The following is a 25273-nucleotide window of genomic DNA, read 5'->3' on the forward strand; positions in this document are numbered from 1 at the left end:
GCGCATGGTCTGCAAGAGCTAGGGCACGCCGCCGCGCGTCATCCGCAAGGACCGGCCAGCTGTCATCGGCGGCGATGATCCGAAATGGCCGTCGAGTATCCGCACCATCCGGCGATAGGCGGCACGGTGCCGGTTGCGCAGGGTGACGCCGGCAAAGACCGGTTGCGTGATGACCGGCGCATCCGTCACCAGATGGCACTGGCCTGCCGCGATCAGCGCCTGCGCAGACGGGGCCAGCACATAGGCACTGCCCGCCAGCGATGTGACCAGATCGACCATCGCCGCGTTCTGCCCGATAGACAGCGATACATTGGTCAAGTCGGGCAGCAAGGCCGCATGGCTTTGCGCAAAAGCGGGGGCGTAATTGGCAAGAATATAGCTATCGGCGCGCACCTCGGTCAGGCGGGTCGCGTGGGTCGAGACCATTAGATAAGGCACCTCGCCCAAGGTCTGGAAATAAAGATCGGGGTGGATTTTCGGCGTGTAAAGCACCGCTACATCCTGCGCGCCTGTCACCAGATCGGCGCACATCTGCGCGGAATAATCGGCCTCGAAGAAAAACACCGTATCGGGCAGGGCGGCGCGGAATTGCCCGATCAGCGCGCTGATCGCCATGCCGACAAGGTCGTGCTGCAACCCGATGCGCATCGTCACGCCTGCGATCCCGCTGTCGCGTGTGGCGTTCAGCGCGGTGATCCAGCTGTGCCGCAGGCTGCGCGCATGGGGTTCGAACCGCAGCCCTTCGGTGGTCAGCGCCGTGCCCGCGCGCGAGCGGATGAACAGCGGGCGGTCAATCGCCTTTTCCAGCGCCTTGATCCGGCCCGAGATCGTGGATTGCGTCACCCCCAGCCGTTCGGCTGTCTGGTTGAAGCTGCGCGTTTCGCACAGATCAAGGAAGGTTTCGATCAATTCGATTTGCATGGAAACCACTCTGCCCTGATCGGCAATCCCGATCAATAACAACCGGAATGCCTGATTGCCAGATGTCCGGTTTGGGCGCAGGATCACGGCAAATCCCCCCTGTGGAGACGCCCATGTCCGACACGATCCAACTGAAATCCCGCAGCGGTGGCCGCGCCGCGCGGGTCGCCTTGCGGTCTGCACCCTTGGCCGAGGACAAGCGCCCCGTGCGCGCGGGCCTGCCCGGTGGCCGCCTGAAGGTGCTGACCGATGCCGAGGTGCTGCGCATTCATTACGCAGCCCTAGATGCGCTGGAACAGATCGGCCTGTCCCAGGCCCCGCAATCGGGGATCGAGATCATGACCCGCACCGGGGCGATCCTTGGCGATGACGGGCGACTGCGGTTTCCGCGTGCCTTGGTCGAGGATATGCTGGCCAAGGCCGCGCGCGACATCACCCTGTTCGGGCGCGACCCGAAATACGACCTGCACCTGTCCGGCACCAACGTGCATTTCGGCACGGCGGGGGCGGCGGTGCATATCGTGGACCTTGCGACAAACACCTATCGCGACAGCACGGCGCAGGACCTGTTCGATGCGGCACGGATCACGCACAACCTTGATAACGTGCATTTCTTCCAGCGCGCGATGGTCTGCCGTGATGTTCTCGACAATCTCGAAATGGACCTGAACACGATCTTTGCCTGCTGTTCGGGCACCACCAAACACGTCGGCACATCCTTCAGCGACCCGTCGCATGTGGCCCCCGGTTTCGACATGATCCACCGGATCGCGGGCGGCGAGGCGGCTTGGCGCGCGCGGCCTTTCATTTCCAATTCCAACTGTTTTGTCGTCCCGCCCATGAAATTCGCCGAGGAAAGCTGCATGGCGATGGAAAGCTGCATCCGTGGGGGCATGCCGGTGCTGCTGTTGTCGGCAGGGCAGGCGGGGGCGACGGCACCGGCACCCATCGCGCTCGCCATCGTTCAAGCGGTGGCGGAATGTCTGGCGGGCGTCGTCTATGTCAATGCGATGGCACCGGGGCATCCGGCGATTTTCGGCACATGGCCCTTCGTGTCGGACCTGCGCACGGGTGCCATGTCGGGCGGATCGGCCGAACAGGCGCTGCTGACGGCGGGCTGCGCGCAGATGCATCATTTTTATGGCCTGCCGGGTGGGGCGGCGGCAGGAATTTCCGACAGCAAGCTGCCCGATATGCAAGCCGGATGGGAGCAGGGGATTACCAACGTGCTGGCGGGCCTGTCGGGGCTGAACATGGTCTATGAGGCCGTCGGGATGCACGCCTCCTTGCTGGGGTTCTGTCTCGAATCCTTGGTGCTGGGCGATGACATTCTGGGCCAAGTCATGCGCTGCGTGCGCGGGATCGACGTGACCGAGGACAGCACCTCGATCGAGGCGATGAAGGCGGTCTGTCTGGGTGGGCCGGGCCATTACCTTGGCACCGACCAGACGCTGCAACTGATGCAGACGGAGTATATCTATCCAACTCTCGGCAACCGCATGAGCCCCAAGGAATGGGTCGAGGCGGACCGGCCCATGTTGCTGGACAAGGCCATCGCACGCAAGAATAGCATTCTGGCCAAGGCCGGTCGTCAGATCGACCCTGACGTCGATGCCGCGATTCGTGCGGACTACCGCATCTACTTCAACTAAGGAGCCAGCGATGCATTACGGCTATATCGGGCTGGGTAATCTGGGGGGGCATTGTGCCGCGAGTTTGTTGCGCGCAGGGATGGAGCTTACTGTCACCGACCTGAACCGCGCGGCGGGGGATGCTGTCTGCGCCGCCGGTGCGCGCTGGGCCGACACGCCAGAGGCAGTCGCGGCATCGGTCGATCATGTCATCACCTGCCTGCCGTCGCCCGCCGTCACGGCACAGGTGCTGGCGCGCATCCTGCCCGTGATGAAACCCGGCGCGCATTGGATCGAGATGTCCACGCTTGGCCGCGACGACGTGCTGGCCTTTGCGGATCAGGCAGCGGCGGCTGGTGTGCGGATGATGGAACTGCCTGTCACCGGCGGCGTGCATCTGGCGGCACAAGGGCAGATCACGATGCTGGCGGGCGGCGACAAGGACATGTTCGACCTGCACCTGCCAGCCCTGAAGGCTATCGGCAACCAAGTGTTCCACATGGGGCCGCTGGGGTCCGCGTCGATCATCAAGGTCATCACCAACATGCTGGCCTTCATCCACCTGAAAGCCTGCGGCGAGGCGCTGATGCTGGCGAAACGCGGGGGTCTTGACCTTGGGCAGGCATGGCACGCGATCAAGGCGTCGTCGGGCAATTCCTTCGTGCATGAAACCGAAGGGGCGCTGGTGCTGAACGGGTCCTATGACATCGCGTTCAACATCGACCTGGCGCTGAAGGATCTGGGCTTTGCACTGGATTTCGGGCGCGAATTCGAGGTCCCGCTGGATCTGGCGGGGGCGACGGAACAGACCTATGTCGCGGCGCGGGCGGCCTATGGCGGGCACGCGCAATCCCCGATGATCGTGAAACTGCTCGAGGATCTGCTTAAGACCGATCTGCGCGCGGATGGCTTTCCTGCGCGGCTCTGACGCTATTTCGTGATCATACGCCAGGACGCAAGGATCGCGCTGATCGCGGGAGGGTCATAGGCGAAAACGCTGGCCTCGTCGCCAACAACGGCGATAGCGGCTGCGCGCCCGTCACCCAGCGCATGATCGAGACATACCAGAAGCGGGCTTTCCTGCCGTGGAAAAATCGACTTTTGCCGCTTGCGGAACGGCCCGAACTGGTCACGCCAGATCATATCCAGCTGGGCCGTTTCACCCTGCGTGTTGCTGATTTCACCGTCTACGGCGACGATGTAAGCTGTGATCGCCGCCGCGTTGACGCTGAGAAACCGGATCATTCTTGATTGTGGCGCGGCGGTTTCCGCGACTTGCCACAAGCTTGCCAGGCCGGCCACAGGGATACCCGCTTCTGAGGGGTTGCCAAGCGGCTCGGCAGGTTGCGCCTGAATGGTGATCTGTTTTGCGTCCTTGCACAGGTCCAACAACAAGGTGCCAAGCGCCTTTGTCGTACTGGGGTCATCCTGCGACAGGACCTTGCCTGTCAATGCCTTTGCCGTTGGCGGCACCCCGGCAATGTCGACCAACCCGCGCAAGCGGCGGCCTGCCACGGACATGCGCAGCATCACACCGTCGATATCGAAAACAAAGGTCCGTTCGAGCACCGCATTGTCGATTTCGGCAAGAACTGCGGTCATCGGAGCGGGCACACCGGCCATCGAAATGACCCGGGCGCTACCGACAAAGGTGGCATCGTCGTCTGCCAATGCCTGAAGTTTCGTGACAAGCGCGCTCTGGTCACTCACGGTTGCGGATCCCTTTTTGTCGGTGGTCATGCACCATGGCTGATCTTTTCTAGACAGGCACGGGCGTCTTTGAGAAAACTGTCCACAATGACATCGTGGCTGCACACGCAGCACAACGCATCTGTCGGTTCCCGCGCATCGCGCAGGTAGATGCGCAGGTGGTCCCGCGTTGCGACAATGGCTGTCATCGCCTCTGTATCGCCGATTGCGAATTTGCCGCCGGTTCCGAAGGCAAGTGCTGCTTCTGCGCAGAGCGAATCCAGACCTTCGCGGCGAAACGTCGTGTTGGAATTGGTGATCAGAACCATGTTTGTCGACAAATCCGCAAAGGCCAGTGTCTCACAACCCGGGTGTTTGTCGTGCAAGTTGTCCAGCGCGTCGGCGACCATCGGTCCTGCCCATTGTTCCAGTCATATATCTGACTAAGGCAATTTTAAGGCAGGGGGAAGGGCTGTCGCGCGGATGTCAGGACGAGGCTCGCACAGCGCCGTCGCTGGTGTCATCGTCAGGCTCGGCATCCTGTCGCACCCGCTGCACCCGCCGTGGCATGATCGTCGCGCGCACCGGTTCGGGGATCTTGGTCCCGTTTGCGATGTTGTAGAGCGGCTGGTCGGTCCGGGCGGCGACTTTGGTCAGTTTCTCGATCATGTCGATCAGATGGGTCACGAACGGGCCCGCCCCGCTGGCATCCCATTTTTCGTAATCGTCGCCCGCTTGCAGCGCCTGCAGCAAGGAAATCGGAAAGGTCGCGGCAAACTGCCCGTCTGTTTCGCGGCGTACACGTTGGAACACCCGGCGGCGATCCTTGTCGGTTGTCAGCTTGTCATAGCGGGTGATCAACAGGACGGAAAAGTCGCGCACCGCGTCGGGCATCATGTCCCAGACCGCCGCTTCTGATTGACGCCAGGCTTGGGTCGCATGGGTACACCAGATGACGGCGTCTACCTCTGGCAGCATGCGTTCCCAGACGTTGGACGACATGTTTGGGTCCGAAATGCCCGGAAAGTCGATCAGGTCGCATAATTCGAGGATGTCGCATTCCATGAAAAGCCGGATGACGCGGGTTTCCTGCACCGGGATGGATTCCAGCCGTTCGAGCGCCACAGGCTCTGTCGCGCCCTCGACAGTCACGCGGTAGGGCGCGGTGTCCCCGTATGACATCCACACAGGGGCAAGCCGCGTCGCCGTTACCTTTTCCGGCAGGGGACGCGCACCTAGCAGCAGATTGGACAACGTGCTTTTGCCTGCGCTGAATTCACCCATCAGCGCAATCCGGGGTTTGCGCGATGCTTGCAATGCGGCGGTTTCGTCGGTCATTATTCGGTTCCTTGCGGCGCGGAACGGGTCTGCGCGGTCAGCTCTTCGATGATGTAGTCGAACAGTTCTTCGCGTTCCTGCTGTGCGGTGATCCCGAAAATATCCTTCAGATCGTTGATATGCACCGTGGATTTTTCGCTGATATCGGTCAGCAATGCGCGCTGTTCGTCAAGAAAATCGCGCAATTCACGTTCGGCCATCGCGCGGATGTCGGTCGCTTGCCTGTCCTTCAACTCTTCCACGATCGGGGCTGTTTCCGCTTCGATCAGATCATAGAAACCACTGGCAAAGGCGCGATACCCTTTGCGGCGTTTCCACCAGCCTTTCCACCATGACGTTTGCAAATCCAGCGCGATCGTTTGGCCCAGCGTGACCGGAGCGGGGATTTCGGGGGCTGCGGGTGGTGTGATCTTGAAATTGTCCACAGCAACGCCGAACGCAGCGCGGTAGGTTTCCGCCAGATCATCCGACGTCGCCGCGAACACCTGATCGCAGGCGGCAGACACGTTGCGTCGCATGACCTGATAGCTGGTTCGCAGCAACATCCGCAGGCCGTCGGGGCTGTATTGCCAGACTTCGTCTTCACCCCGGCTTTCAAGATGCTGAAGCAGCGATTCAAGTGCGCGATCAAGGAACCGCTTGTGCGATTGATCAATCCGGGACCCGAATTGCTGGAACACGATATCAAGACGATCATCCAGCAACTTGAGGTTGGTTTCCGCGATCTTGTCCAAATGCCGGACCAGTTGGTCATGCGGCATCACCTCGACGGTGTCGCCGTCCAGACGCATCGAGACGATGGACGACGACGCCCTGACACCTGCGACGAGGTTCAGCGCACGTTTGCGTGAAGCGGTCAGAATTTCAGCGCCGGGCCCTTCGGTGATGCGTTCGGAAACCGCGCGGAACAGTTCGGGCACGCCCGACAAATGCCACACCAGTTCTTTCGTGCCCATGTCGGCGGTTTCAGCGCTTAGCGATGCTTCGGCCCAGTTGAACATCGCCTCGGCGCTGTCGGCCACGATATCGTCCAGATTTTCCGCAAGCGCGATATTGGCCCAATAAGCACTGCCGAAGATCAGTTCGGGGTTTTCTGGGCCGTTGTTGTCGATCAGCGTCTGCAAGATGCTGTCGCGGATTTCAGGGACTTGCTCGGCAGGGTTCGCCAATTCGTCGATCCGGTTCACGAAAATCACGACTTCACGCGATTTTACGTTTGAAATCAGTCGAATAAGGCCCATATCCATGGAGCTGAGCGCCTGATGCGCCGACAGGACGACAACGCAGATGCGGCTGTCGCGGAGCGCGTTGATCGTGATCTGTTCGCGCATCATGAATGTGTCGTTCACGCCCGGTGTGTCGCGCAGGCACAAGGGCATCGGGATCGCCTTGGCGTCCAGATAAAGGTCGGCGGATTTGGTGATATCTGCAAAACGGCCCTGCTGGTCGGGTTCGTCAAGATCGTCGAAATCGTCGCCCATGCAGACATAGCGCTGCACCAGTTCATCGTTCAAATCGGCGTAATTATGCTTCTGACCCAGCAAAAGCTCGAATTTACGGCCAAGACGGCGTTTGGTCTTGTCGCGCATTTCGGCGATTTGAAGGCGGATTTTCTCCATTTCCTCGTCTGCACCGGCGCGGGCGGACAATTCACCGATTCGGCCGCCGTTCTCGACAAGATGGTCCCATTCGTCCTTGTTGAAAAACTGGAAGGTCGCGGTCGGCGCATCGTCCGGCAAAGGCGCGTTCAAGTGCAACGACGTGACGACAGAGGTCCACGGGTTGACATCGGCGGGCAGCAGATCGGGACGACCGACCATCGCATTGACCAGCGACGTCTTGCCGGACTTGATCTGGCCAATCATCGTGATGCTGGGTTCAAAGGATCGTAACTGCTTGATTAGCTTGGCAGATTTCTTTTCGGCATCCTGACCGCCCAGCTTGACGACGTCTTTCAACGTCGCCTCAAGGTCGGCGATCTCTTCATGAAACAGGTCAAGCTTTTCAAGACCCAGGCTCATGAACGGGTGATGTGCTGCCGGGACCTTGTAGCCGTCCACTTTTGCCAGCTCTTCCATCTTCATTCGGTTCCGTCCTCAATAACGCGGTCGCAGCACTAGTAACAGCAGTTCGTCCCAACGCCAAATCATGAGACTACACGACATTTATTGCGTATATGGAAACAAATATGCGCGGCTTAAGTATGACGCCATTTGGGCGGTTTGTTCAACCGATGTCATGCGTTACGCTGCGAGGTCGGCCTGCAACTCGCGTTTGACCTGCAATAAAAGGCTTACGGCCTCGATCGCGGCGCTGTCACGCTTTTCCATCTGCATCAATTGCACAAGGTCTGCGGCGTCAAACGCGGTGTCGCGGGCGCGTTGCAGCAGCGGATCGGTGTCGTCCCCGGCCCCGTCGAGATGGTCACACAACCATTGCAATTGCGCCACAGTCTGCGCCATGATCTTCGCCGGTGCGCCAAGGTCGCCGCTTTGGGCCATTTTCAGCAGCGCGGCACTTTGCCCGGTGATATGATCAACAGCGGCACGACAGGCGTCCCGGCTCGCAGGCTTCAGGGCAGCGACCGCCGGTGTTGCGGGCGTCGGGACCAAGGGTTTTGATATCGCGTTTTTGACACGCTGGAGAATAGCGTTTTCATCCGGCAGATCCGCTGCTTTGGGCGCAACGGTTTCCTGTGCGGGCGACGCTGGCTGCGCTTTTGCTGCCGCATTTGGCGCAGGAGCGGGTTCTGTCGGGATTTTTTGGTCGGTCACCGCTTCGGGATGCTGGGCCAGCAGCATATCGGCCATGTCGACCGCAGATTGTTTGCCAAGTTCCACTTGCTTGAGCACGGCGGCGATCAACGCCATACCGCCGCTTTCCCGCATCCGGTCCTTGTCGACCGACCCATCAATGTCGCGCGCGGCGATGGCATCCTTGGTTGCGATCGCAAGGATCTGGTTGAATTCGTCACGCGCGACCGCGTTCGCCTGCGCCAGAACCGTATCGAGCGTATTGTTTGCCCTCAACACATCGGCCTTGGTGATCATCAGAAAGCCGTGATCCTTGATAAGATCAGGCATTTGCGCCCAGATCGTCTGTTCTTCGGCATCGAAAGACAGGCTGCACCACAACATCACATCGCTACGCTTGGAAGCCCACTGGCTTGCACGGTGGATCGACGCGGCGTCATTGGGCGATACGATCTCCAGCAAAGAAATCTTGGCCAAGGCCGGCAATGGCAACTGCATTTCGACAAAGACAGGGGCAAGGTCCGCGATGTCGGACAGATCGTCGCCGTCGTATTCTGTCTTTGACCCGTCAGACAGCGTACAAATGATCCGCGCGGTCGCGCCATGCGTCAGTTCCAGCGTCGGAAGACGCATGCCCTTTGGCACCACTTCGGTCCCGACCAGCAGGTTGAGAAGCATGGATTTACCCGCGCCGGGCCGACCCAGAAGACCGATGCGCACAGGTTTTTCGATCCGCTCCATGAGCGCTTCGGCACGGGTCTGGACCTGTTCGGGCAACTTGCCCGACGCAATCGCCCGCGCGAGACCTTGCTGCACGCGGGCGGAAAGTGATTGGTTGGACATTAATTACCCCCGGCAGCGATCTTGGCTGGCGGTGCCGTCTCATCGACTTCCTGATTGCTGTCATCGTTTTCGGCGACGGTGACGTGTTTGACGGGCTTGACCTCTTTCACGACAGGTTTGACCTCGCGTCGGTCATCGGCTTGTTCTGCCCGGGCGGCGGTGGCGGCTGCGACATCGTCGATTTCGACGACACGGGTCGTCGTATTCGTATGAGCATCCACATGACCGACCGGTTTCGGACGCACGGCACGGATGACGGGCTTGTTGTGGTTCAGCTTGATGACCGAAAAAGTGCAATTGTCCTGATCGGGATCGGCCAGTGCCTCGATCGCCTCGAGCAGATAGCCAGCGATCTCTGCTGCCTTCTTGCGGCGGTATTTCTGCAGGATGCGCTGGATCTGCGCATCTTCGAGATATTGCAGCCCGTCGCTGGAAACCACGACAATGTCGCCCACCTCAAGTTTGAACGGCGTCTTGGGGCAATCGGACTTTGCCACACGGTCGCCGAGGATGACCGAGGTCAGGCAGTTGCGGTCAGGATGGTTCTTGCCCGCAACCGGGTCCAGCAGACCGGATTGCACCATGAAATCGATCTGTGGCGCCATCGAATGGTCTTCGTTCAACTGCTGCAATTTCCCATTGCGGAAGTGATAAAGTGGCGAATCCCCGATCGACATCCAGAACATGCGGTTTTCCACCAAAACCACCGACACCAGCGTGGCGCCCATGCCACGCGTATCGGGGTTTTGTGACACATGCTGCCGGACGACATCATTGGCATTCACGGCAGCCGCGGTCAGATAATGTGGTATCTCGCCTTCGAAATCCGAAAAATTGGCGCTTTGAAACTTCAGTTCGCTGAAAACTTCGGTGACGACGATCTTGCTGGCGACATCACCGGCGGCATGACCACCCATGCCATCTGCAAGCACCACGACACCTGTGTCGGCACCGAACGGAAAATCAGTGACGATCGCGTCTTCCTGATAATCGCGCCCGCCCTGGCAGATCGCTGAGGCGACGTCAAAGCGCGGTTCAGGCGATCGCCACATCTTCGTCCTCCCCGGTTGCGCCTTCTGACCAGTTGAATGACTTGTCGCACAGCGCGACAAAACGCAGGACAGTTTCGCCGATGCGGATCACGTCGCCGGTCTTGAGTGTTTCGTTGCTGATGACGGGTTTGTCGTTCAGGCGCACGATGTTGGACTTGCCGCCATGGCCCAGCAGGAATTCCTTGCCGTCGGGATCATAGACGATCGCGGCATGATTGCTGCGTGAAATGGCGTTATCGCCGAAATCAAGCTGCACTGCCTGATCCTCGCCGCGTCCAATCGGGTTCATGCCAGCCATCAGGGCAAAGCTTTCGCCGCGTCCCGGACCTTCGGTGACGACGATCCAGCCCACCGGAAACTTGGCGCGCTGGGTGGCCACGACCTTGGGTGCGTCGTTGAACAGGTCGACAACATCGCCGTCGGATTTCTCGAAGCCAATCAACCGGGTCTTGGTCCGGCGCGACCGCGCGGGCGAACGGGCCGCCGCGGCAGACGCCAAGGCAGGCGAAGGTGTCGGCAGGACGGGGGCCGTTTCGGGCAGCGCGGTCGAGCCGTCGTCGGTTTCCATGTCCCAGATGTTCAAGGCAGGCGCGGCCGGCGCGCGCGTCTCTGGCGCTGCTGACACCGGCGCTTCGGGAGCCTTGGTCTTGGCGTTGATGCTGGTCAGCATTTCATTCACATCGGCGGGTAAATCGCCCGCGCGCTGCCGCGCTGCCGCGTCGTCCGAAATGGAGCCGATGGTGTCGCGATAGGATTTTTCCAGCTTGTCAGTCGTTTTGGCAGCCTGACTATCCGGCCCCGACTGTTTCTTGCCAATGAGATCACGAATAAACTTCATGGTTTCAACCTTTCAAATTGCCGGCGCAGCAGCCTTCGTGGGAAGGCGTGCAACGCTTATTCTGCCGCATCGTCATACGTTACTGATGCTACCCACATACTGCCGTCACGTTGCACCGCGAACATGAAACGATCCGTTCCGTTTTCGATTTCGCGGTTGAGGATCGTCAACAGGCTGTCGCGGTCTTCCAATGTCTCTGCGGTGGGAATGTAGGATGTGACGATGTCACCTTCCTGCAAACCACTGCCAAGGTCCGTTGGCACCGCGGCCACCACTGTCCGCCAGGCCTGATCGGCAAAGCTTGTCTCGAACGCGACCCCGTTAGATAGGGCAACCGTTTGCACCACGGGCACGGTCAACTGCCGTTCGATCCGTTCGCCCGAGGTCGGGTTCATCGTTCCAAAGGTGATCGCCACATCGGTCGTGTTTGCAGATGTATCGGCGGTCTGGCGCAAGACGCCTGGGATATCGTTGATCGCATTGACTGAAATGCCGTTTACATCGGTGATCACCAGACCGGGCTGCGCCCAGGCGGGCGCAGAAGGCGCGACCGTCGCGATGATATTGGACCCGCTGCCTGCTGCCTCGAACGGCAAGTCTACAGCCCAGTCCGCGACGAGCCCGGAGGTCGTCAATTCATTGCCGGGGGTGACCGCCGTGATTTCCAAGACCGGGCCAGTGCCGACCGCCGCGATCATTTCGGGTGTGCCGGGCAGACTCAGAGCGGCGCTGCCGTCTTCCGCCGCAGGACGTAAATCAGCAGTTGCGGGCAATTCCACGGCGATGTCGGGTTCTTGCGCAGCTTCCGGTGTGTCCAAAGGAGTCGGCAATGGCGCTTGCTCTGCATCCGCCGCAGGCTCTGGCCGGGCCAGCGGACGGATCACCGGAGCGGTCTCGGGTGTGTCGGTGACGATGGATGCGATGATATCGTCGACCTCTGTATCGGCGGGTGCCTCGGGTTCGGGCAGCACGATTTCGGCGGCGGCGAAATCAAGTGTCGGCGCATCCGTTTCGGCAATATCCGTCGCGGCCGGGTCTGCATCGCCGATCGCCGGTTCTTCGGCGATGGTGGTCGCTTCGACGGCGGGCAGGGCGGCCTCGGGCTGAACAGGCGTGACGGCGGTGGTCGCCACGCTGGGTGGCTCTGTCGCGGCGGATGTCTGCGTGACGGGATCACTCTGTGTCCCGCTCATGAAAACGCCGACGCCGACCAAAAGCGCCACGACAGCAGCAGAGCCCAAAAGCAGGGGCATTTTCGATTTTGGCTGGCTCGCGGTTGTCTGGACCGCCTCTTTCTTGGGCGAGGCGATCTTGAGTGGGGTCACATTCCCTTGTGCGCCATCCATCATGTCCAGCCATGCCTTGGCGGATTGCAGACGGTCCTTGGGCAGGACCTCCAGCGCCTTGTCCATCGCGGTCAGGAACGGTTCGTCGTATTCGGTGATGCGCCCGGCCAGTTTGACATAAGGATCGGGGTCGCCGGACGCGATGGCCGCCAACCGGGCCTGCGAATTCGGCGGCACTTCTTTCGAGATCAGGTGATAGAACGTCGCTGCCAGCGCATAAAGATCGCTGCTTGGCCCCTGTTCGGACCCGGCGATATAGAATTCCTGCGGTGAATAGCCGTCCTTGACGACGCGCAACGCGGACAACACCCGGCTTTGCTTGGTCGCTTCCTCGCGGGCTGCACCGAAGTCGATCAGAACCGGCCGCAGATCGGTGCCGATCAGGATGTTGTCCGGGGAGATATCGCGGTGCAGGATGCCCTGCTCGTGGATAAATCCAACGGCACCCAGAATGTCCTTGAGGATCGTCTTGATCTGCGCGGGTGTCAGACCGTGATTGGGGTCTTCGATCGTGTCAAGAAGGTCGCGCCCTTCGACGAAATCGAGCGCCATATAGGCGGTGTCGTTGTCCTCGAACACCTGGTGCACGCCGACGATGTTGGGGTGATCCAGCTTGGCAAGGCTCCGGGCCTCTTGGACGAAAAGGCGGACGATGGATTTCAGCTCGTTCTGATGCGCACGCGACCGGGCCTGCACGACATAGCGGCTGCGACGGCAGAAGGCACCGGGGAAACATTCCTTGATCACGATCTTGCGGTCGAGACTGTCGCGCGCAAGGTAGGTGATCCCGAACCCGCCGGCATTCAGGAAGCTTTCGATCGTGTACTGGCCGTGCATCAACTTGGTGCCCGGCTTCAGTTCATCGACGAAGCTGTCATTTTCATCTGCATTGTCTTGCACTAGCGGTTTGGCCATCGTTATTTCCAGCTCTCACACTCAACAGCAAGACGTAATGCGCCTGCCTTTGTTTTGTAGTCTCATTCAAATTAGGCCAAAAAGTGACGCTAACTTGTTGTTTGATGGTTCTTAATCCTGCGCTTTCGAAGTGATTGTAGGAAGAAATCGAAACAGTACCGGGCCGATTTCCCCTTAAAATCGGGGATTTTTTACCATAGCACCACTTTTGACACTCTTCAGTGGCCGCGCGACCATTTCGCCGCGCATAGCCGCCTGCGCTGTATATTTGTGCATTATTTCTGTCGGCACGCCACCGTGAAACGGAAAATTCACACCTTTGTTGGGACTGATTCCATTTCGACGTCACTGCCGGCAAGATGATTCTGTGATGCGCTACCGGCTTGCGTTGTGTCTTGTGGACGGCTGCACAAAGATGCAGCATCCGGCAAAATCCGGGGGCAGGCATGACCAAAGTATTCATCAACGGGTTCGGTCGCATCGGGCGGACGCTGCTGCGCGCGCAAGCACTGGGATACGGTGCGGGGATCGAGGTTGTGGGGATCAACGATGTGGCGGCGAGCGATCTTTGCGCGCATCTGTTCGCCTATGACAGCGTCTTTGGCCCGTTTCCCGGACAGGCAGAATTGCGGGGTGACGCGCTGGTCATCAACGGCCAGCCGATCCCCATCTACCGGACCGATGACGTGGCCACGCTTGATCTGTCCGGCGTCGATGTGCTGCTGGAATGCACCGGCAAGGCTGACAGCCGCACAACGGCCGAAGCCGGATTGCGTGCGGGGGCGGCCCGTGTCCTGATCTCCGGTCCGTCTTCGGCAGCGGATCTGACCATCGTGCTGGGGGCGAACGATGATCTGTTGGCGGACCAGCCTATCGTGTCGAACGCGTCCTGCACGACCAATGCGCTGGCACCTCTGGTGCGGTTGATCGACGATCACTGGGGGCTGCAGACCGGCTGGATGACGACGATCCATTGCTACACCGGCAGCCAGCCCACCATTGATGCGCCGCGGGGCGATTTCCTGCGCAGCCGGGCGGCGGGGTTGTCGATGGTGCCGACCACGACGTCGGCGCAGAAGCTGCTCAGCGATGTGCTGCCGCAGATCGCAGGCCGGATCGAGGCGGCGGCGGTCAGGGTGCCGGTTGCCTCGGTGTCCGCCATCGACCTTGCGGTCGTGGTGCGCGACACGCCCGACCGCGCGGGGCTGCACGATCTGCTGCGCGCCCAGACTGGGGTGATCGGCCATACCGACAAGTTGCTGGTATCCTCGGACTTGCGCGCGCGGTCCGAAAGCCTGATCGTCGCCCTGCCCGAAACCCGCGTCACCCAAGGCGGCATGCTGCGGGTGTTCGGCTGGTATGACAACGAATGGGGCTTTTCCTGCCGGATGCTGGATATGGCCGCGCGGATGGGGTGACCTAATGTGACCGCGCGCCAAAACCGAGCAGGCGTTTTCGCGCATCGTCCGGTTCGAGGTGGCGGTATTTGCCGCCTGAAAACAGGTCCCAGTCAAGTGCCGCGCCGCGCCTGACCATCTCTGCGCCGATGTCGGTGCCATCGGGCAGATAGCATGTGCCGACAAGGCGGTCATGTGACCGTTCACCATTCAGTTTCGCAGTGACCGTCTGACCCTTGCAGATATCCACCATCGTCCACTTCGATTTTTTGCCCCATGGGCGGTCAAGTTCGGGCGCATCGATCCCCGAGACGCGGATCTTGATGCGCTTGATCGCGATGGTGTCACCGTCGATGACATAGGCGCGGCCAACAAGTTGTCCGCTGGGTGGGAAATCCGGTAACGGGCGGTCTGCCTTGTCGTCGACAAGCGGTGGCTGCGGTTTTTGAACAAGCGGCTGCTGCTGTGTCTGAACGACGGTGCGTTGGGTCTCGACGAGCAAGTGGTAATTGATCGGCGGCAACTTCGCGGAATCAGCGGAACGCTGCGCACTTCGCGCCCGGTTGCGCCGAGCCTTCAGACCCATTGCGCGCAAAATCAATCGAAACATCGCATAACTTTCGCAGCCGATGGCCAAACATTGTCGAGAATCGGAAATCTGCCAAGCCGTTTTCTTTGTTTTGCCCGCTGTGCAAACCGGCCCAGCCCTGTCGTGGATCAGCGCACGGTGTGGGCTCTTTTACTTCGGACTGTGCGGGTCTAGGTAATCACTGACCAACACAAAGGCCGTCCCATGACCGCAATCGTTTCCGTCAAGAACCTGCGCAAAGCCTATGACGGCGGGTTCGAGGCGCTCAAATCCGTCAATCTCGAAATCGAGGAGGGTGAAATCCTCGCCCTGCTCGGCCCCAATGGCGCAGGCAAGACCACGCTGATTTCCACGATCTGCGGGATCACGACGCCGACGTCGGGGACCGTGACGGTGGGCGGGCATGACACCCAGACCGATTACCGCGCCGCGCGTGCCATGATCGGGCTCGTGCCGCAAGAGATCAGTCTGGAACCGTTCGAGACGGTCCGCGCCTCTGTCCAGTTTTCGCGCGGCTTGTTCGGCAAACCCCGCGACGACGGCAAGGTGGACGCGATCCTTGCGCAGCTGTCGCTGGACGACAAGCGCGACAAGAAGATCATCACCCTGTCGGGTGGCATGAAACGCCGCGTGCTGATCGCCAAGGCGCTGGCGCATGAACCGCGCGTCCTGTTTCTCGATGAACCCAGCGCGGGCGTCGACGTGGAATTGCGCAAGGATATGTGGGATGTCGTGGCCGGGCTGAAAGCATCCGGCGTCACGATCATCCTGACCACGCATTATATCGAAGAGGCCGAGGCCATCGCCGACCGCGTGGGCATCATCGCCAAGGGTGAAATCCTGCTGATTCAGGACAAGGCCGAACTGATGGCGCAGATGGGCAAGAAACAATTGCGCATCGATCTGGCGGAAGCCACGGCTGCGATCCCCGAAGCGCTGGCCAAATACGATCTGCTGCGCGCACCGGACGGGCAAAGCCTGACCTATACCTATGACACCAAAGGGCCGCGCACCGGCATCACGACCTTGCTGAACGATCTGCAAAACGCCGGTTTGCAGATGAAGGACCTGCAGACGCAGCAAAGCAGTCTCGAAGACATCTTTGTCGGACTGGTGAAGGAAGACCAATGAACCTGAACGCAATCAAGACGATCTATGTGCATGAAATGCGCCGGTTCCTGCGGACGATCATGCAGTCGCTGGTGTCGCCGGTGCTGTCGACCTCGCTGTATTTCGTGGTCTTCGGCGCGGCCATCGGCAGCCGGATCGATCAGGTCGAAGGGGTCAGCTATGGTGCCTTCATCGTGCCGGGACTGATCATGCTGTCGGTCATGACGCAGGCCACATCGAACGCCAGTTTCGGTATCTATTTCCCGAAATTCACCGGCACGATCTATGAATTGCTGTCGGCCCCTGTCAGCTTTCTGGAAATCGTGGCGGGCTATGTGGGGGCGGCCGCGACCAAGGCGTTGTTCATCGGCATCATCATCCTGCTGACGGCGTTCTTTTTTATCGACATCGAGATCGCGCATCCCGTGGCGATGGTCGCCCTGCTGATCCTGACCTGCATCAGCTTTTCGCTGTTGGGGTTCATCATCGGCATCTGGGCGGGCAATTTCGAACAGTTGCAACTGATCCCGCTGCTGGTGATCACGCCTTTGGTTTTCTTGGGCGGGTCGTTTTATTCGATCACGATGCTGCCCCCCGTGTGGCAGGCGATCACGCTGTTCAATCCGGTGGTTTACCTGATCAGCGGCTTCCGCTGGTCGTTCTTTGGCGTCGCCGATGTCAGCATCGGGGTGTCGCTGCTGGCGATCACGGTGTTCACGGCGGCCTGTCTTGCCTTCATCTGGTGGATTTTCCGCACTGGCTGGCGCATCCGGCAGTGACCGCGTGGGGACCTTGCGGGGCGCGCGGATCGGCTTAAGTATGAGGGCATGAAATACATTCCCTTTACCAAGTCCGACCCCTTCGTCGCTGTGATTCGCCTGCAAGGCGCGATCAGCAATTCCGGCCGTGGTCTGGACAACCCCGGTCTTGCGCCGGTCATCGAAAAGGCCTTCGGCAAGGGCAAGCCCGCCGCTGTCGCGCTGGAAATCAACTGTCCGGGCGGATCGCCCGTGCAATCGTCCTTGATCGCGTCGCGCATCCGGCGGCTGGCGGATGAAAAGAAAATCCCCGTTTTCGCCTTTGTCGAGGATGTGGCGGCCTCTGGCGGCTATTGGCTGGCTTGCGCGGCAGACGAGATTTTCATCGACGATTGTTCGATCACCGGCTCTATCGGCGTGATCAGCGCCAGTTTTGGCGCACATGAGGCGATCGACCGGATCGGCATCGAACGCCGCGTGCATACGGCAGGCAAATCCAAAAGCCAGCTGGACCCGTTCAAGCCGCAGAACCCCGCCGATGTCAAAAAGCTCAAAGGCTGGCTCGAGGACCTGCACGGCACATTCATCGCCTACGTCAAATCACGGCGCGGGCCAAAACTGTCCGACGATGCCGATCTCTTCACGGGCGAGGTGTATATCGGCCAGAAAGGCATCGATGCAGGGCTGGTCGACGGGATCGGGCATCTGGCGCCGGTGATGCGGGCGCGTTTTGGCGACAAGGTCAAATTCCGCCGCTATGGCCAGCGCAAGCCGCTGCTGGCGCGGTTCGGCGCGCAGATCGTCGATGACACCATCGCGGGGATCGAGGAACGGGCAGCCTTTGCGCGGTTCGGCCTATGATCGTCAAATCGGTCCTGCTGTTTCTGGCCTTCATGGTCGTGCTGGGCATTTTCGGCAAATGGCGGTTTCCGGGGCAGGCAAGGCTCGCGGCGGCGAAATGCCCCAAATGCCAGCGGTTCTGCATCGGCAAAGGGCCCTGCGCCTGTGAAAAGGGGCGGCGATGAAGGCACTGGTGACAGGGGCAGGGGCGCGGCTGGGACAGGCGATGGCACTGTATCTGGGGCAGCGCGGCTATGACGTGGCGGTGCATTACGCGGGCTCGCTGGCCGGTGCGCAGGACACCGTGGCGCAATTGCGCGCGATGGGGCGGCAGGCCGTGGCGTTGCAGGCCGATCTGCTGGATGAGGATGCGACAGCCGCACTGGTCGGGCGTGCGCGCGATGCGCTGGGCGGGCCGCTGACCTGCCTTGTAAACAACGCCTCGATCTTTGAATACGACACGATCCACAGCGCCACCAGGACAAGCTGGGACCGGCACATCGGGTCGAACCTGCGCGCGCCTTTTGTGCTGACCCAAGGGTTTGCGGCGCAGGCCCCCAAGGCGCAGACCGACAGCAGGGGCGAACCCGTCGCACAGGCGCTGGTGGTCAACATGATCGACCAGCGTGTGCAGAAACTGACACCGGAATTCATGACCTATACCATCGCCAAAATGGGGCTATGGGCGATGACGCGCACCACAGCGCAGGCGCTGGCCCCCGATGTGCGGGTCAATGCGATCGGGCCGGGGCCGACCCTGCAAGGCGCGCGGCAATCGGCCGACCACTTTGCCCGCCAGCGCGCGGCGACCGTCCTGCAGCGCGGAGCGAACCCCGCGGAGATCTGCGCAGCGCTCGGATACTTCCTTGATGCGCCGGGCGTGACGGGGCAAATGCTTGCCGTGGACGGGGGGCAACATCTGGCGTGGCAGACCCCCGATGTGCTTGGCGTCGAGTGACGGGTTCCGAAAGTTACGCACCGGCAGGGTCAACGTTCACGAAACTGTCATAAACCCACGGTTTTTCAATGCGTTAAGAAGGAATTAATAAATATATCGTGTTAAAACAACGATGTATAAATCCGCTTAATTTTTGGGCAAAGAGACGAAGTAGGCCGGAAACAAAGATAAATTCCAAATACCCGCAGTTCGTCCACCGACTTATCCACAGAAACGGTGGATGCCTTTTCTCTTGTCCCTGCCGCGTTACCATTGCAGCACAGATAGAATCAAAGAACCCGACGCATGACCGATACCGGACCCCAGACAGCCAGCACCGGATATGACGTGATCCACGGCTATCTGCGCAGCCTCGATTCCTCGCCCGGGGTGTACCGGATGCTGGATGCGGACAGCCGAGTGCTTTACGTCGGCAAGGCCCGCAACCTCAAGGCGCGGGTCAGCAATTATTCCCGCCCCGGCCCGCATTCGCCCCGCATCGCGCGGATGATTTCGGAAACCTCGTCGATGATGTTCCTCACGACGCGGACGGAAACCGAAGCACTGCTGCTGGAACAGAACCTGATCAAGCAGCTCAAGCCGCGCTACAACGTGCTGCTGCGCGACGACAAGAGCTTTCCCAATATCCTTGTGACCAAGGATCATGATTTCCCGATGATCCGCAAACACCGCGGCGCGAAAAGCCAAAAGGGCGATTATTACGGCCCCTTTGCCGGTGCCGGTGCCGTCAACCGCACGCTGTCGCAGTTGCAGCGGGTTTTCCTGCTGCGCAATTGTTCGGACAGTGATTTCGAGACGCGCACGCGGCCTTGCCTGCAATACCAGATCAAACGCTGTTCCGGCCCCTGCTGCGGGATGATCAGCAAGGACGATTACGCCCTGTCCGTGAAAGAGGCCGAAAACTTCCTGCAAGGCCGCACCAAGGGGATTCAGGAAGCACTCGCCGCGCAGATGCAGGCCGCAAGCGAAGAGATGCTGTTCGAACGCGCCGCGGCGCTCCGCGACCGGATCAAGGCACTGACGCAGGTGCAATCGGCGCAAGGCATCAACCCGCAGAATACCGCAGAGGCCGACGTGATCGCGCTGCACACCGATGGCGGGCAGGCTTGTGTGCAGGTGTTCTTCATCCGCGCCAACCAGAACTGGGGCAACCACGACTACTACCCCCGCATCAGCGGCGAAGAGGACATGGCCGAAGTGATGGAGGCTTTCGTCGGCCAGTTCTATGCCAACCGCGAACCGCCGCGGATGCTGATCCTGTCGCATGGCTTGGACAATGACGATCTGATGGCGCAGGCGCTGGCCGAAAAGGCCGGTCGCAAGGTCGAGATCGTGATCCCCCAGCGCGGCGAAAAGGCGGAACTGGTACAGAACGCGCTGCGCAACGCCCGCGAAAGCCTTGCGCGCAAGATGTCGGAAACCGCGACGCAAAGCCGGTTGCTGAAAGGTCTGGCCGAGGCGTTCGATCTGCCCAAAGTGCCGCAGCGGATCGAGGTCTATGACAACAGCCATATCCAGGGCGCGCATGCCGTGGGGGCAATGGTCGTGGCGGGACCCGACGGTTTCGACAAGAACCAGTATCGCAAGTTCAACATCCGTGGCGACGACCTGACCCCCGGCGACGATTTCGGCATGATGAAAGAGGTTCTGAAACGCCGCTTTCAGCGCCTGATCAAGGAAGACCCGGAACGGACGCAGGGCACCTGGCCCGACCTGTTGCTGATCGACGGTGGCCAAGGGCAGGTGTCTGCCGTCCGCCAGATCATGGATGACATGGGCGTCAGCGATATTCCCATGGTCGGGGTGGCCAAAGGGCTGGACCGCGATGCAGGCAAAGAGGAATTCCACCGCACCGGCAAGCCAGTCATGGCGCTGCGCCACAATGATCCGGTCCTGTATTTTGTCCAGCGGATGCGTGACGAGGTCCACCGTTTCGCCATCGGCACGCATCGTGCGAAACGGTCCAAGGCGATCGGTGCAACGCCTCTCGACGATGTGCCGGGTGTGGGGGCCACGCGCAAACGCGCGCTACTGGCGCACTTCGGTTCGGCCAAGGCCGTGGCGCGCGCCAATCTGGCGGATCTGAGGGCGGTGGATGGTGTGTCGGCCAATATGGCGCAGGTGATCTACGACTATTTCCACGAGCAGGGGTAAAAACTTTTCTGCCTCCGGCGGGGATATTGATGCTCGGAAGATGGGGGTGCTGGTGTCTTGTGCAAAGCCGGTTTAATGTGACTCCATCATGCTGTCTGTACCCAATATATTGACGATCCTGCGACTGGCCGCCGCGCCGGGTGTCGTGATCATGTTCCTTTATTTTCACCGTCCTGCCGCCGACTGGTTCGCGCTGATCCTGTTCGTGACGGCGGCGCTGACCGATTTTCTGGACGGTTATCTGGCCCGCAAGTGGAAACAGGAAAGCAAGCTGGGTGCGATGCTGGACCCGATCGCCGACAAGGCGATGGTGGTGATCGCGCTTTTGGTGATCACCGGATTTTCTGGCATGGACCCGTGGATCCTGTTGCCTGCGACCGTGATCATGTTCCGCGAGGTTTTTGTGTCGGGCCTGCGCGAATTTCTGGGCGATACCGCCGGCACGCTCAAGGTCACGCAGCTGGCCAAGTGGAAAACCACGGCACAGATGGTCGCGATCGCCATTCTTTTCGCCAAGGGCGCTTTCGAGCATTATGACGGGGTCGAGGCGATGTCGACTTTCGTGACCTGGTGGTTGGGGATCATCGCTTTGTGGATCGCGGGGGTCCTGACTTTGCTGACGGGCTGGGATTATTTCCGCAAGGCGCAGCCCTATCTGCGCGGACCGGTGCCATGAACGTGATGTATTTCGCCTGGGTCCGTGAACGGATCGGCTTGCCGCAGGAAACGGTCAAGACCGATGCTGCGACGGTCGCTGATCTTGTCGCCGAACTGGTTGCGCGGGAAGACCGCTATGCGGCCGCCTTTGCCGATGTCAGCGCGTTGCGCGTCGCGGTCGATCAGGAACTTGCCGATTTCGATGCGCCCCTTGCCGGTGTGCGCGAGGTTGCGTTCTTTCCGCCGATGACAGGCGGCTGATGCAGGTCCGCGTTCAAGAGGCGGTATTCGACCCCGGCACCGAACTTGCGGGTTTTGCCACGGGTCGCCGCGATATCGGTGCGGTTGTCAGCTTTACCGGCGTTGTGCGCGACACATCGGGTGATCTGCGGCACATGCTGATCGAACATTACCCCGGCATGACTGAACGTGCGATTGGCAAGATCGTCGATGAGGCCGTGGCGCGCTGGTCGTTGGCCGGTGCGCTGGTGATCCACCGTTTCGGCACGTTGCCCCCCGGTGCGCCGATCATGATGGTTGCCACCGCCGCCGCCCATCGCGCAGAAGCCTTTGCCGCCGCCGATTTCCTGATGGATTACCTCAAATCCCGCGCACCGTTCTGGAAGAAGGAAGTCACCTTATCCGACGCCGCATGGGTCGCGGCAAAAGACGCCGACGAGGACGCGCTAAACCGCTGGTGAACGTGCCATGGCTGCGCAAGCCGCGTGGCGCGGGCAGGTCGTGACGTGGTTGTTGATCAGCCCGGTCGCTTCCAAGAAAGCATAGACGATCGTTGGCCCAGAGAATTTGAACCCCGCTTTTTTCAGGTCCTTCGAGATTTGCACCGACAGCGCCGATTGCGTGGGCATCGCGCTGCGGTCGGCCAATGTCGTCTGCAAAGGCACGCCGTCGACATACGCCCAGAGGAAGGCGGCAAAGCCCTGATCGGCCTCGATCCTTTGCCATGCACGGGCGTTGGTGATCGTGGCCTCGATCTTGCCGCGGTGGCGGATGATGCCGGGATCGGCCAGCAGGCGGCGCACGTCATCCTCGCCCCAACCCGCGATGATCTCGGGGTCAAAGCCCGCAAAGGCGGCGCGGAAATTGTCGCGCTTTTTCAAGATCGTGATCCAGGATAGACCCGCCTGAAACCCGTCGAGCACCAGCTTTTCCCACAGCGCGCGGCTGTCATATTCGGGCACGCCCCATTCGGTGTCGTGGTAATCGATGTAGATCTGTTCGGGTCCGGCCCAGTCGCATCGTGCCATGTCGTTTCCCTTAAGGCTTTGTTAGCGGCTATTGGTGCAAGCTGCGGCTGTCACTATGGATGGGCCCGATGTCGAACGCTACGCTTTCCCGCACGGATATAACCGATTTGCCGGTGGCTGACCCGCTGCTTTATGCCTTGGCCAGCCGTGATGGCGATGTCGTGACACTGGTGCGCGACGCGCTCGCGGCGGACCGGGCCAGCCTTGCGTTCCACCAGATCGTTACTGCCGATGCGATCCCGCAGATCGCCTTTCATGAAGGGTTGATCCGGCTGCATGATGACGCCGGGCGCATCATTCCGGCTGCGCATTTCATGGGGCTGGTCGAAGATACGGCCATCGGGCGCGAGATTGATTGCGTCAGCCTCGCGCTGGCGCTGCGGCACTTGCGGCGCAATCCGAGCCTGCGCCTGTCAATCAACCTGTCGGCACGGTCGGTCGCGGATGGGGAATGGCGGCGCATTCTGGACGACGGGTTGCGCGCTCCGTCCCGTCTGGGCGACCGGCTGATTTTCGAAATCAGCGAAACGTCCGCCATGATGTTGCCTGACGTGATGATCCGCTTCATGGCGGAAATGCAGCCCAGGGGCGTCGCCTTTGCCTTGGATGGTTTCGGGGCGGGAATGACGGCATTCCGCCATCTCAAGGATTTCTTTTTCGACCTTGTGAAGATCGACAAAAGCTTTGTGCGTGGCATCGACCGGGACCCCGACAATCAGGTCCTGGCCGAGGCGCTGATCACCGTCGCCCACCAGTTCGAGATGTTCGCCATCGCCGACGGTGTTGAAACCGAAGAAGAGGCGGCATTCCTGCGCAGCATCGGTGTGGATTGTCTGCAAGGCTATCTCTACGGCGTGCCCCGGTTCACCTTTTGACGGTGACGGCGGGTGAGCGGGGAAATTGAATTGCCCTCTCTGGTGCAACCCAATAGCATGTTCCAAACGGGAGGAAGTGGGGTCGCGCATGTCCGGCGTGCGGGGCACGCATCCTTTCGGCGGCACAAACCTGAAGGGACCAATCCATGATCAATGTTGTTATCGCATCCGCAGCGCGCACCGCTGTCGGCAGTTTCGGCGGCGCATTCGCGAACACGCCCGCGCATGATCTGGGCGCGGCTGTCCTGTCAGAGGTTGTGGCGCGCGCGGGTATCGACAAATCCGAAGTGAGCGAGACGATCCTTGGCCAGGTGCTGACCGCAGCCCAAGGGCAGAACCCGGCGCGGCAGGCGCATATCAACGCGGGCCTCCCCATCGAGGCGGCGGCATGGAGCATCAATCAGGTCTGCGGATCCGGCCTGCGGGCTGTCGCGCTGGGCGCACAGCATATCCAGCTGGGCGATGCCGAAATCGTGCTGGCGGGCGGTCAGGAAAGCATGACGCTCAGCCCGCATGCAGCCCATCTGCGCGCCGGTCACAAGATGGGCGATGTGTCCTATATCGACACGATGATCCGTGACGGGCTGTGGGATGCGTTCAACAATTACCACATGGGCCAGACAGCGGAAAACGTCGCCAACCAATGGCAGATCACCCGCGACGTGCAGGACGCATTCGCCGTCGCGTCCCAGAACAAGGCCGAAGCCGCGCAAAAGGCCGGCAAATTCGCCGATGAAATCATGGCCTTTACCGTCAAGACGCGTAAAGGCGACATCATCGTCGATCAGGATGAATACATCCGCCACGGCGCCACGATGGAGGCGATGCAGAAACTGCGCCCCGCCTTCACCAAGGACGGATCGGTCACCGCGGCAAACGCGTCCGGTTTGAACGACGGAGCGGCGGCGACGTTGCTGATGTCCGTCGAAAATGCCGAAAAGCGCGGGATCGAACCCTTGGCGCGGATCGCGTCTTATGCCACCGCCGGGCTTGACCCGTCGATCATGGGCGTGGGTCCGGTGATGGCCAGCCGCAAGGCACTGGCCAAGGCCGGGTGGAGCGTCGAGGACCTTGATCTGGTCGAGGCGAACGAGGCTTTTGCCGCACAGGCCTGTGCCGTGAACAAAGACATGGGCTGGGACCCTGCCATCGTGAACGTGAACGGCGGCGCCATTGCCATCGGCCATCCGATCGGCGCATCCGGCGCGCGCATCCTCAACACCTTGCTGTTCGAAATGAAGCGCCGCGATGCCAAGAAGGGTCTGGCGACGCTGTGCATCGGGGGCGGCATGGGTGTCGCGCTTTGCGTCGAACGGTTCTGACGACAGGGGCGGTCCGGTA

General features: G+C 60.7%; 25 protein-coding genes. 14 read left to right on the top strand and 11 right to left on the bottom strand.

The window, feature by feature from the left end; translation table 11 throughout:
• Nucleotides 1-18: 18 nt before the first annotated feature.
• On the bottom strand, nt 19-921 hold the full coding sequence (locus H147_RS0100760; protein WP_019953416.1) for a LysR family transcriptional regulator: 903 nt from the start codon (nt 919-921) through the stop codon (nt 19-21).
• A gap of 113 nt (nt 922-1034) precedes the next feature.
• On the opposite strand from H147_RS0100760, the gene H147_RS0100765 reads away from it, so the two are divergent.
• Together H147_RS0100765 and H147_RS0100770 are read left to right on the top strand one after the other, a co-directional pair.
• Nucleotides 1035-2573, top strand: coding sequence for a trimethylamine methyltransferase family protein (locus H147_RS0100765; RefSeq protein WP_026352136.1), 1539 nt, complete (start codon nt 1035-1037; stop codon nt 2571-2573).
• 10 nt (nt 2574-2583) lie between these two features.
• Nucleotides 2584-3480, top strand: a complete 897-nt coding sequence (locus H147_RS0100770) for an NAD(P)-dependent oxidoreductase (RefSeq protein ID WP_019953418.1) — start codon at nt 2584-2586, stop codon at nt 3478-3480.
• Between the two features lie 2 nt (nt 3481-3482).
• Here H147_RS0100770 and H147_RS0100775 read toward each other — a convergent pair whose 3' ends face one another.
• The 8 genes from H147_RS0100775 to H147_RS0100810 all read right to left on the bottom strand — a co-directional run bounded on the left by H147_RS0100775 (nt 3483) and on the right by H147_RS0100810 (nt 13326).
• Nucleotides 3483-4262, bottom strand: coding sequence for a hypothetical protein (locus H147_RS0100775; protein ID WP_245541084.1), 780 nt, complete (start codon nt 4260-4262; stop codon nt 3483-3485).
• A gap of 26 nt (nt 4263-4288) precedes the next feature.
• Complete coding sequence (locus H147_RS0100780) at nt 4289-4570, bottom strand: hypothetical protein (RefSeq protein WP_245541085.1); 282 nt, start codon at nt 4568-4570, stop codon at nt 4289-4291.
• A 157-nt stretch (nt 4571-4727) separates the two neighbouring features.
• Nucleotides 4728-5579: a dynamin family protein gene (locus H147_RS0100785; RefSeq protein ID WP_019953421.1), complete on the bottom strand. Its 852-nt coding sequence runs from the start codon at nt 5577-5579 to the stop codon at nt 4728-4730.
• Entirely contained in the window at nt 5579-7663 is a 2085-nt protein-coding gene (locus tag H147_RS0100790) for a dynamin family protein (protein ID WP_019953422.1), read from the bottom strand. Before H147_RS0100790 ends, H147_RS0100785 begins: the two co-directional genes overlap by 1 nt.
• Nucleotides 7664-7822: 159 nt before the next feature.
• Entirely contained in the window at nt 7823-9175 is a 1353-nt protein-coding gene (locus H147_RS0100795) for a P-loop NTPase family protein (RefSeq protein ID WP_019953423.1), read from the bottom strand.
• Complete coding sequence (locus tag H147_RS0100800; protein WP_019953424.1) at nt 9175-10227, bottom strand: PP2C family protein-serine/threonine phosphatase; 1053 nt, start codon at nt 10225-10227, stop codon at nt 9175-9177. Before H147_RS0100800 ends, H147_RS0100795 begins: the two co-directional genes overlap by 1 nt.
• Nucleotides 10211-11065, bottom strand: coding sequence for an FHA domain-containing protein (locus H147_RS0100805; RefSeq protein ID WP_019953425.1), 855 nt, complete (start codon nt 11063-11065; stop codon nt 10211-10213). The genes H147_RS0100800 and H147_RS0100805 overlap by 17 nt, the downstream gene beginning before the upstream one ends.
• A gap of 56 nt (nt 11066-11121) precedes the next feature.
• On the bottom strand, nt 11122-13326 hold the full coding sequence (locus tag H147_RS0100810) for a serine/threonine protein kinase (protein ID WP_019953426.1): 2205 nt from the start codon (nt 13324-13326) through the stop codon (nt 11122-11124).
• Between the two features lie 446 nt (nt 13327-13772).
• Between H147_RS0100810 and H147_RS0100815 the strand changes: the two genes are divergently transcribed.
• Nucleotides 13773-14744: a type I glyceraldehyde-3-phosphate dehydrogenase gene (locus H147_RS0100815; RefSeq protein ID WP_019953427.1), complete on the top strand. Its 972-nt coding sequence runs from the start codon at nt 13773-13775 to the stop codon at nt 14742-14744.
• 1 nt (nt 14745) lies between these two features.
• Here H147_RS0100815 and H147_RS20215 read toward each other — a convergent pair whose 3' ends face one another.
• Nucleotides 14746-15225 carry a thermonuclease family protein gene (locus H147_RS20215; protein ID WP_162561612.1) on the bottom strand — a complete coding sequence of 160 codons (480 nt, stop codon included), beginning with the start codon at nt 15223-15225 and terminating at the stop codon, nt 14746-14748.
• A 291-nt stretch (nt 15226-15516) separates the two neighbouring features.
• On the opposite strand from H147_RS20215, the gene H147_RS0100825 reads away from it, so the two are divergent.
• The 9 genes from H147_RS0100825 (at nt 15517) to H147_RS0100865 (ending at nt 22490) form a co-directional block, all read left to right on the top strand.
• Nucleotides 15517-16443, top strand: a complete 927-nt coding sequence (locus H147_RS0100825) for an ABC transporter ATP-binding protein (RefSeq protein WP_019953429.1) — start codon at nt 15517-15519, stop codon at nt 16441-16443.
• Nucleotides 16440-17201, top strand: a complete 762-nt coding sequence (locus H147_RS0100830) for an ABC transporter permease (RefSeq protein WP_019953430.1) — start codon at nt 16440-16442, stop codon at nt 17199-17201. The genes H147_RS0100825 and H147_RS0100830 overlap by 4 nt, the downstream gene beginning before the upstream one ends.
• Before the next feature lie 48 nt (nt 17202-17249).
• Nucleotides 17250-18041 carry a S49 family peptidase gene (locus tag H147_RS0100835; protein ID WP_019953431.1) on the top strand — a complete coding sequence of 264 codons (792 nt, stop codon included), beginning with the start codon at nt 17250-17252 and terminating at the stop codon, nt 18039-18041.
• Nucleotides 18038-18205, top strand: coding sequence for a hypothetical protein (locus H147_RS20890; RefSeq protein ID WP_019953432.1), 168 nt, complete (start codon nt 18038-18040; stop codon nt 18203-18205). The genes H147_RS0100835 and H147_RS20890 overlap by 4 nt, the downstream gene beginning before the upstream one ends.
• Nucleotides 18202-18978 (top strand): SDR family oxidoreductase, encoded by a 777-nt coding sequence (locus tag H147_RS0100845; RefSeq protein WP_019953433.1) that lies wholly within the window; start codon nt 18202-18204, stop codon nt 18976-18978. Before H147_RS20890 ends, H147_RS0100845 begins: the two co-directional genes overlap by 4 nt.
• A gap of 285 nt (nt 18979-19263) precedes the next feature.
• Nucleotides 19264-21132: an excinuclease ABC subunit UvrC gene (gene uvrC / locus H147_RS0100850; protein WP_019953434.1), complete on the top strand. Its 1869-nt coding sequence runs from the start codon at nt 19264-19266 to the stop codon at nt 21130-21132.
• Nucleotides 21133-21220: 88 nt separating this feature from the next.
• On the top strand, nt 21221-21808 hold the full coding sequence (pgsA, locus tag H147_RS0100855) for a CDP-diacylglycerol--glycerol-3-phosphate 3-phosphatidyltransferase (RefSeq protein WP_019953435.1): 588 nt from the start codon (nt 21221-21223) through the stop codon (nt 21806-21808).
• Nucleotides 21805-22050 carry a molybdopterin converting factor subunit 1 gene (gene moaD / locus H147_RS0100860; RefSeq protein WP_019953436.1) on the top strand — a complete coding sequence of 82 codons (246 nt, stop codon included), beginning with the start codon at nt 21805-21807 and terminating at the stop codon, nt 22048-22050. Before pgsA ends, moaD begins: the two co-directional genes overlap by 4 nt.
• Complete coding sequence (locus tag H147_RS0100865) at nt 22050-22490, top strand: molybdenum cofactor biosynthesis protein MoaE (protein WP_019953437.1); 441 nt, start codon at nt 22050-22052, stop codon at nt 22488-22490. Before moaD ends, H147_RS0100865 begins: the two co-directional genes overlap by 1 nt.
• Here the strand turns inward: H147_RS0100865 and H147_RS0100870 are convergent.
• Nucleotides 22476-23057, bottom strand: coding sequence for a DNA-3-methyladenine glycosylase I (locus tag H147_RS0100870; RefSeq protein WP_019953438.1), 582 nt, complete (start codon nt 23055-23057; stop codon nt 22476-22478). The two genes, H147_RS0100865 and H147_RS0100870, sit on opposite strands and share 15 nt — an antisense overlap.
• 68 nt (nt 23058-23125) lie before the next feature.
• Here H147_RS0100870 and H147_RS0100875 point away from each other — a divergent pair, with 68 nt between their 5' ends.
• A complete protein-coding gene (locus tag H147_RS0100875) occupies nt 23126-23932 on the top strand; it encodes an EAL domain-containing protein (protein WP_026352138.1) in 807 nt (268 codons plus the stop codon).
• 146 nt (nt 23933-24078) lie between these two features.
• Nucleotides 24079-25254, top strand: coding sequence for an acetyl-CoA C-acetyltransferase (locus H147_RS0100880; RefSeq protein ID WP_019953440.1), 1176 nt, complete (start codon nt 24079-24081; stop codon nt 25252-25254).
• Nucleotides 25255-25273 lie beyond the last annotated feature (19 nt).

The organism is Yoonia vestfoldensis DSM 16212, from assembly GCF_000382265.1.
GTDB lineage: Bacteria > Pseudomonadota > Alphaproteobacteria > Rhodobacterales > Rhodobacteraceae > Yoonia > Yoonia vestfoldensis.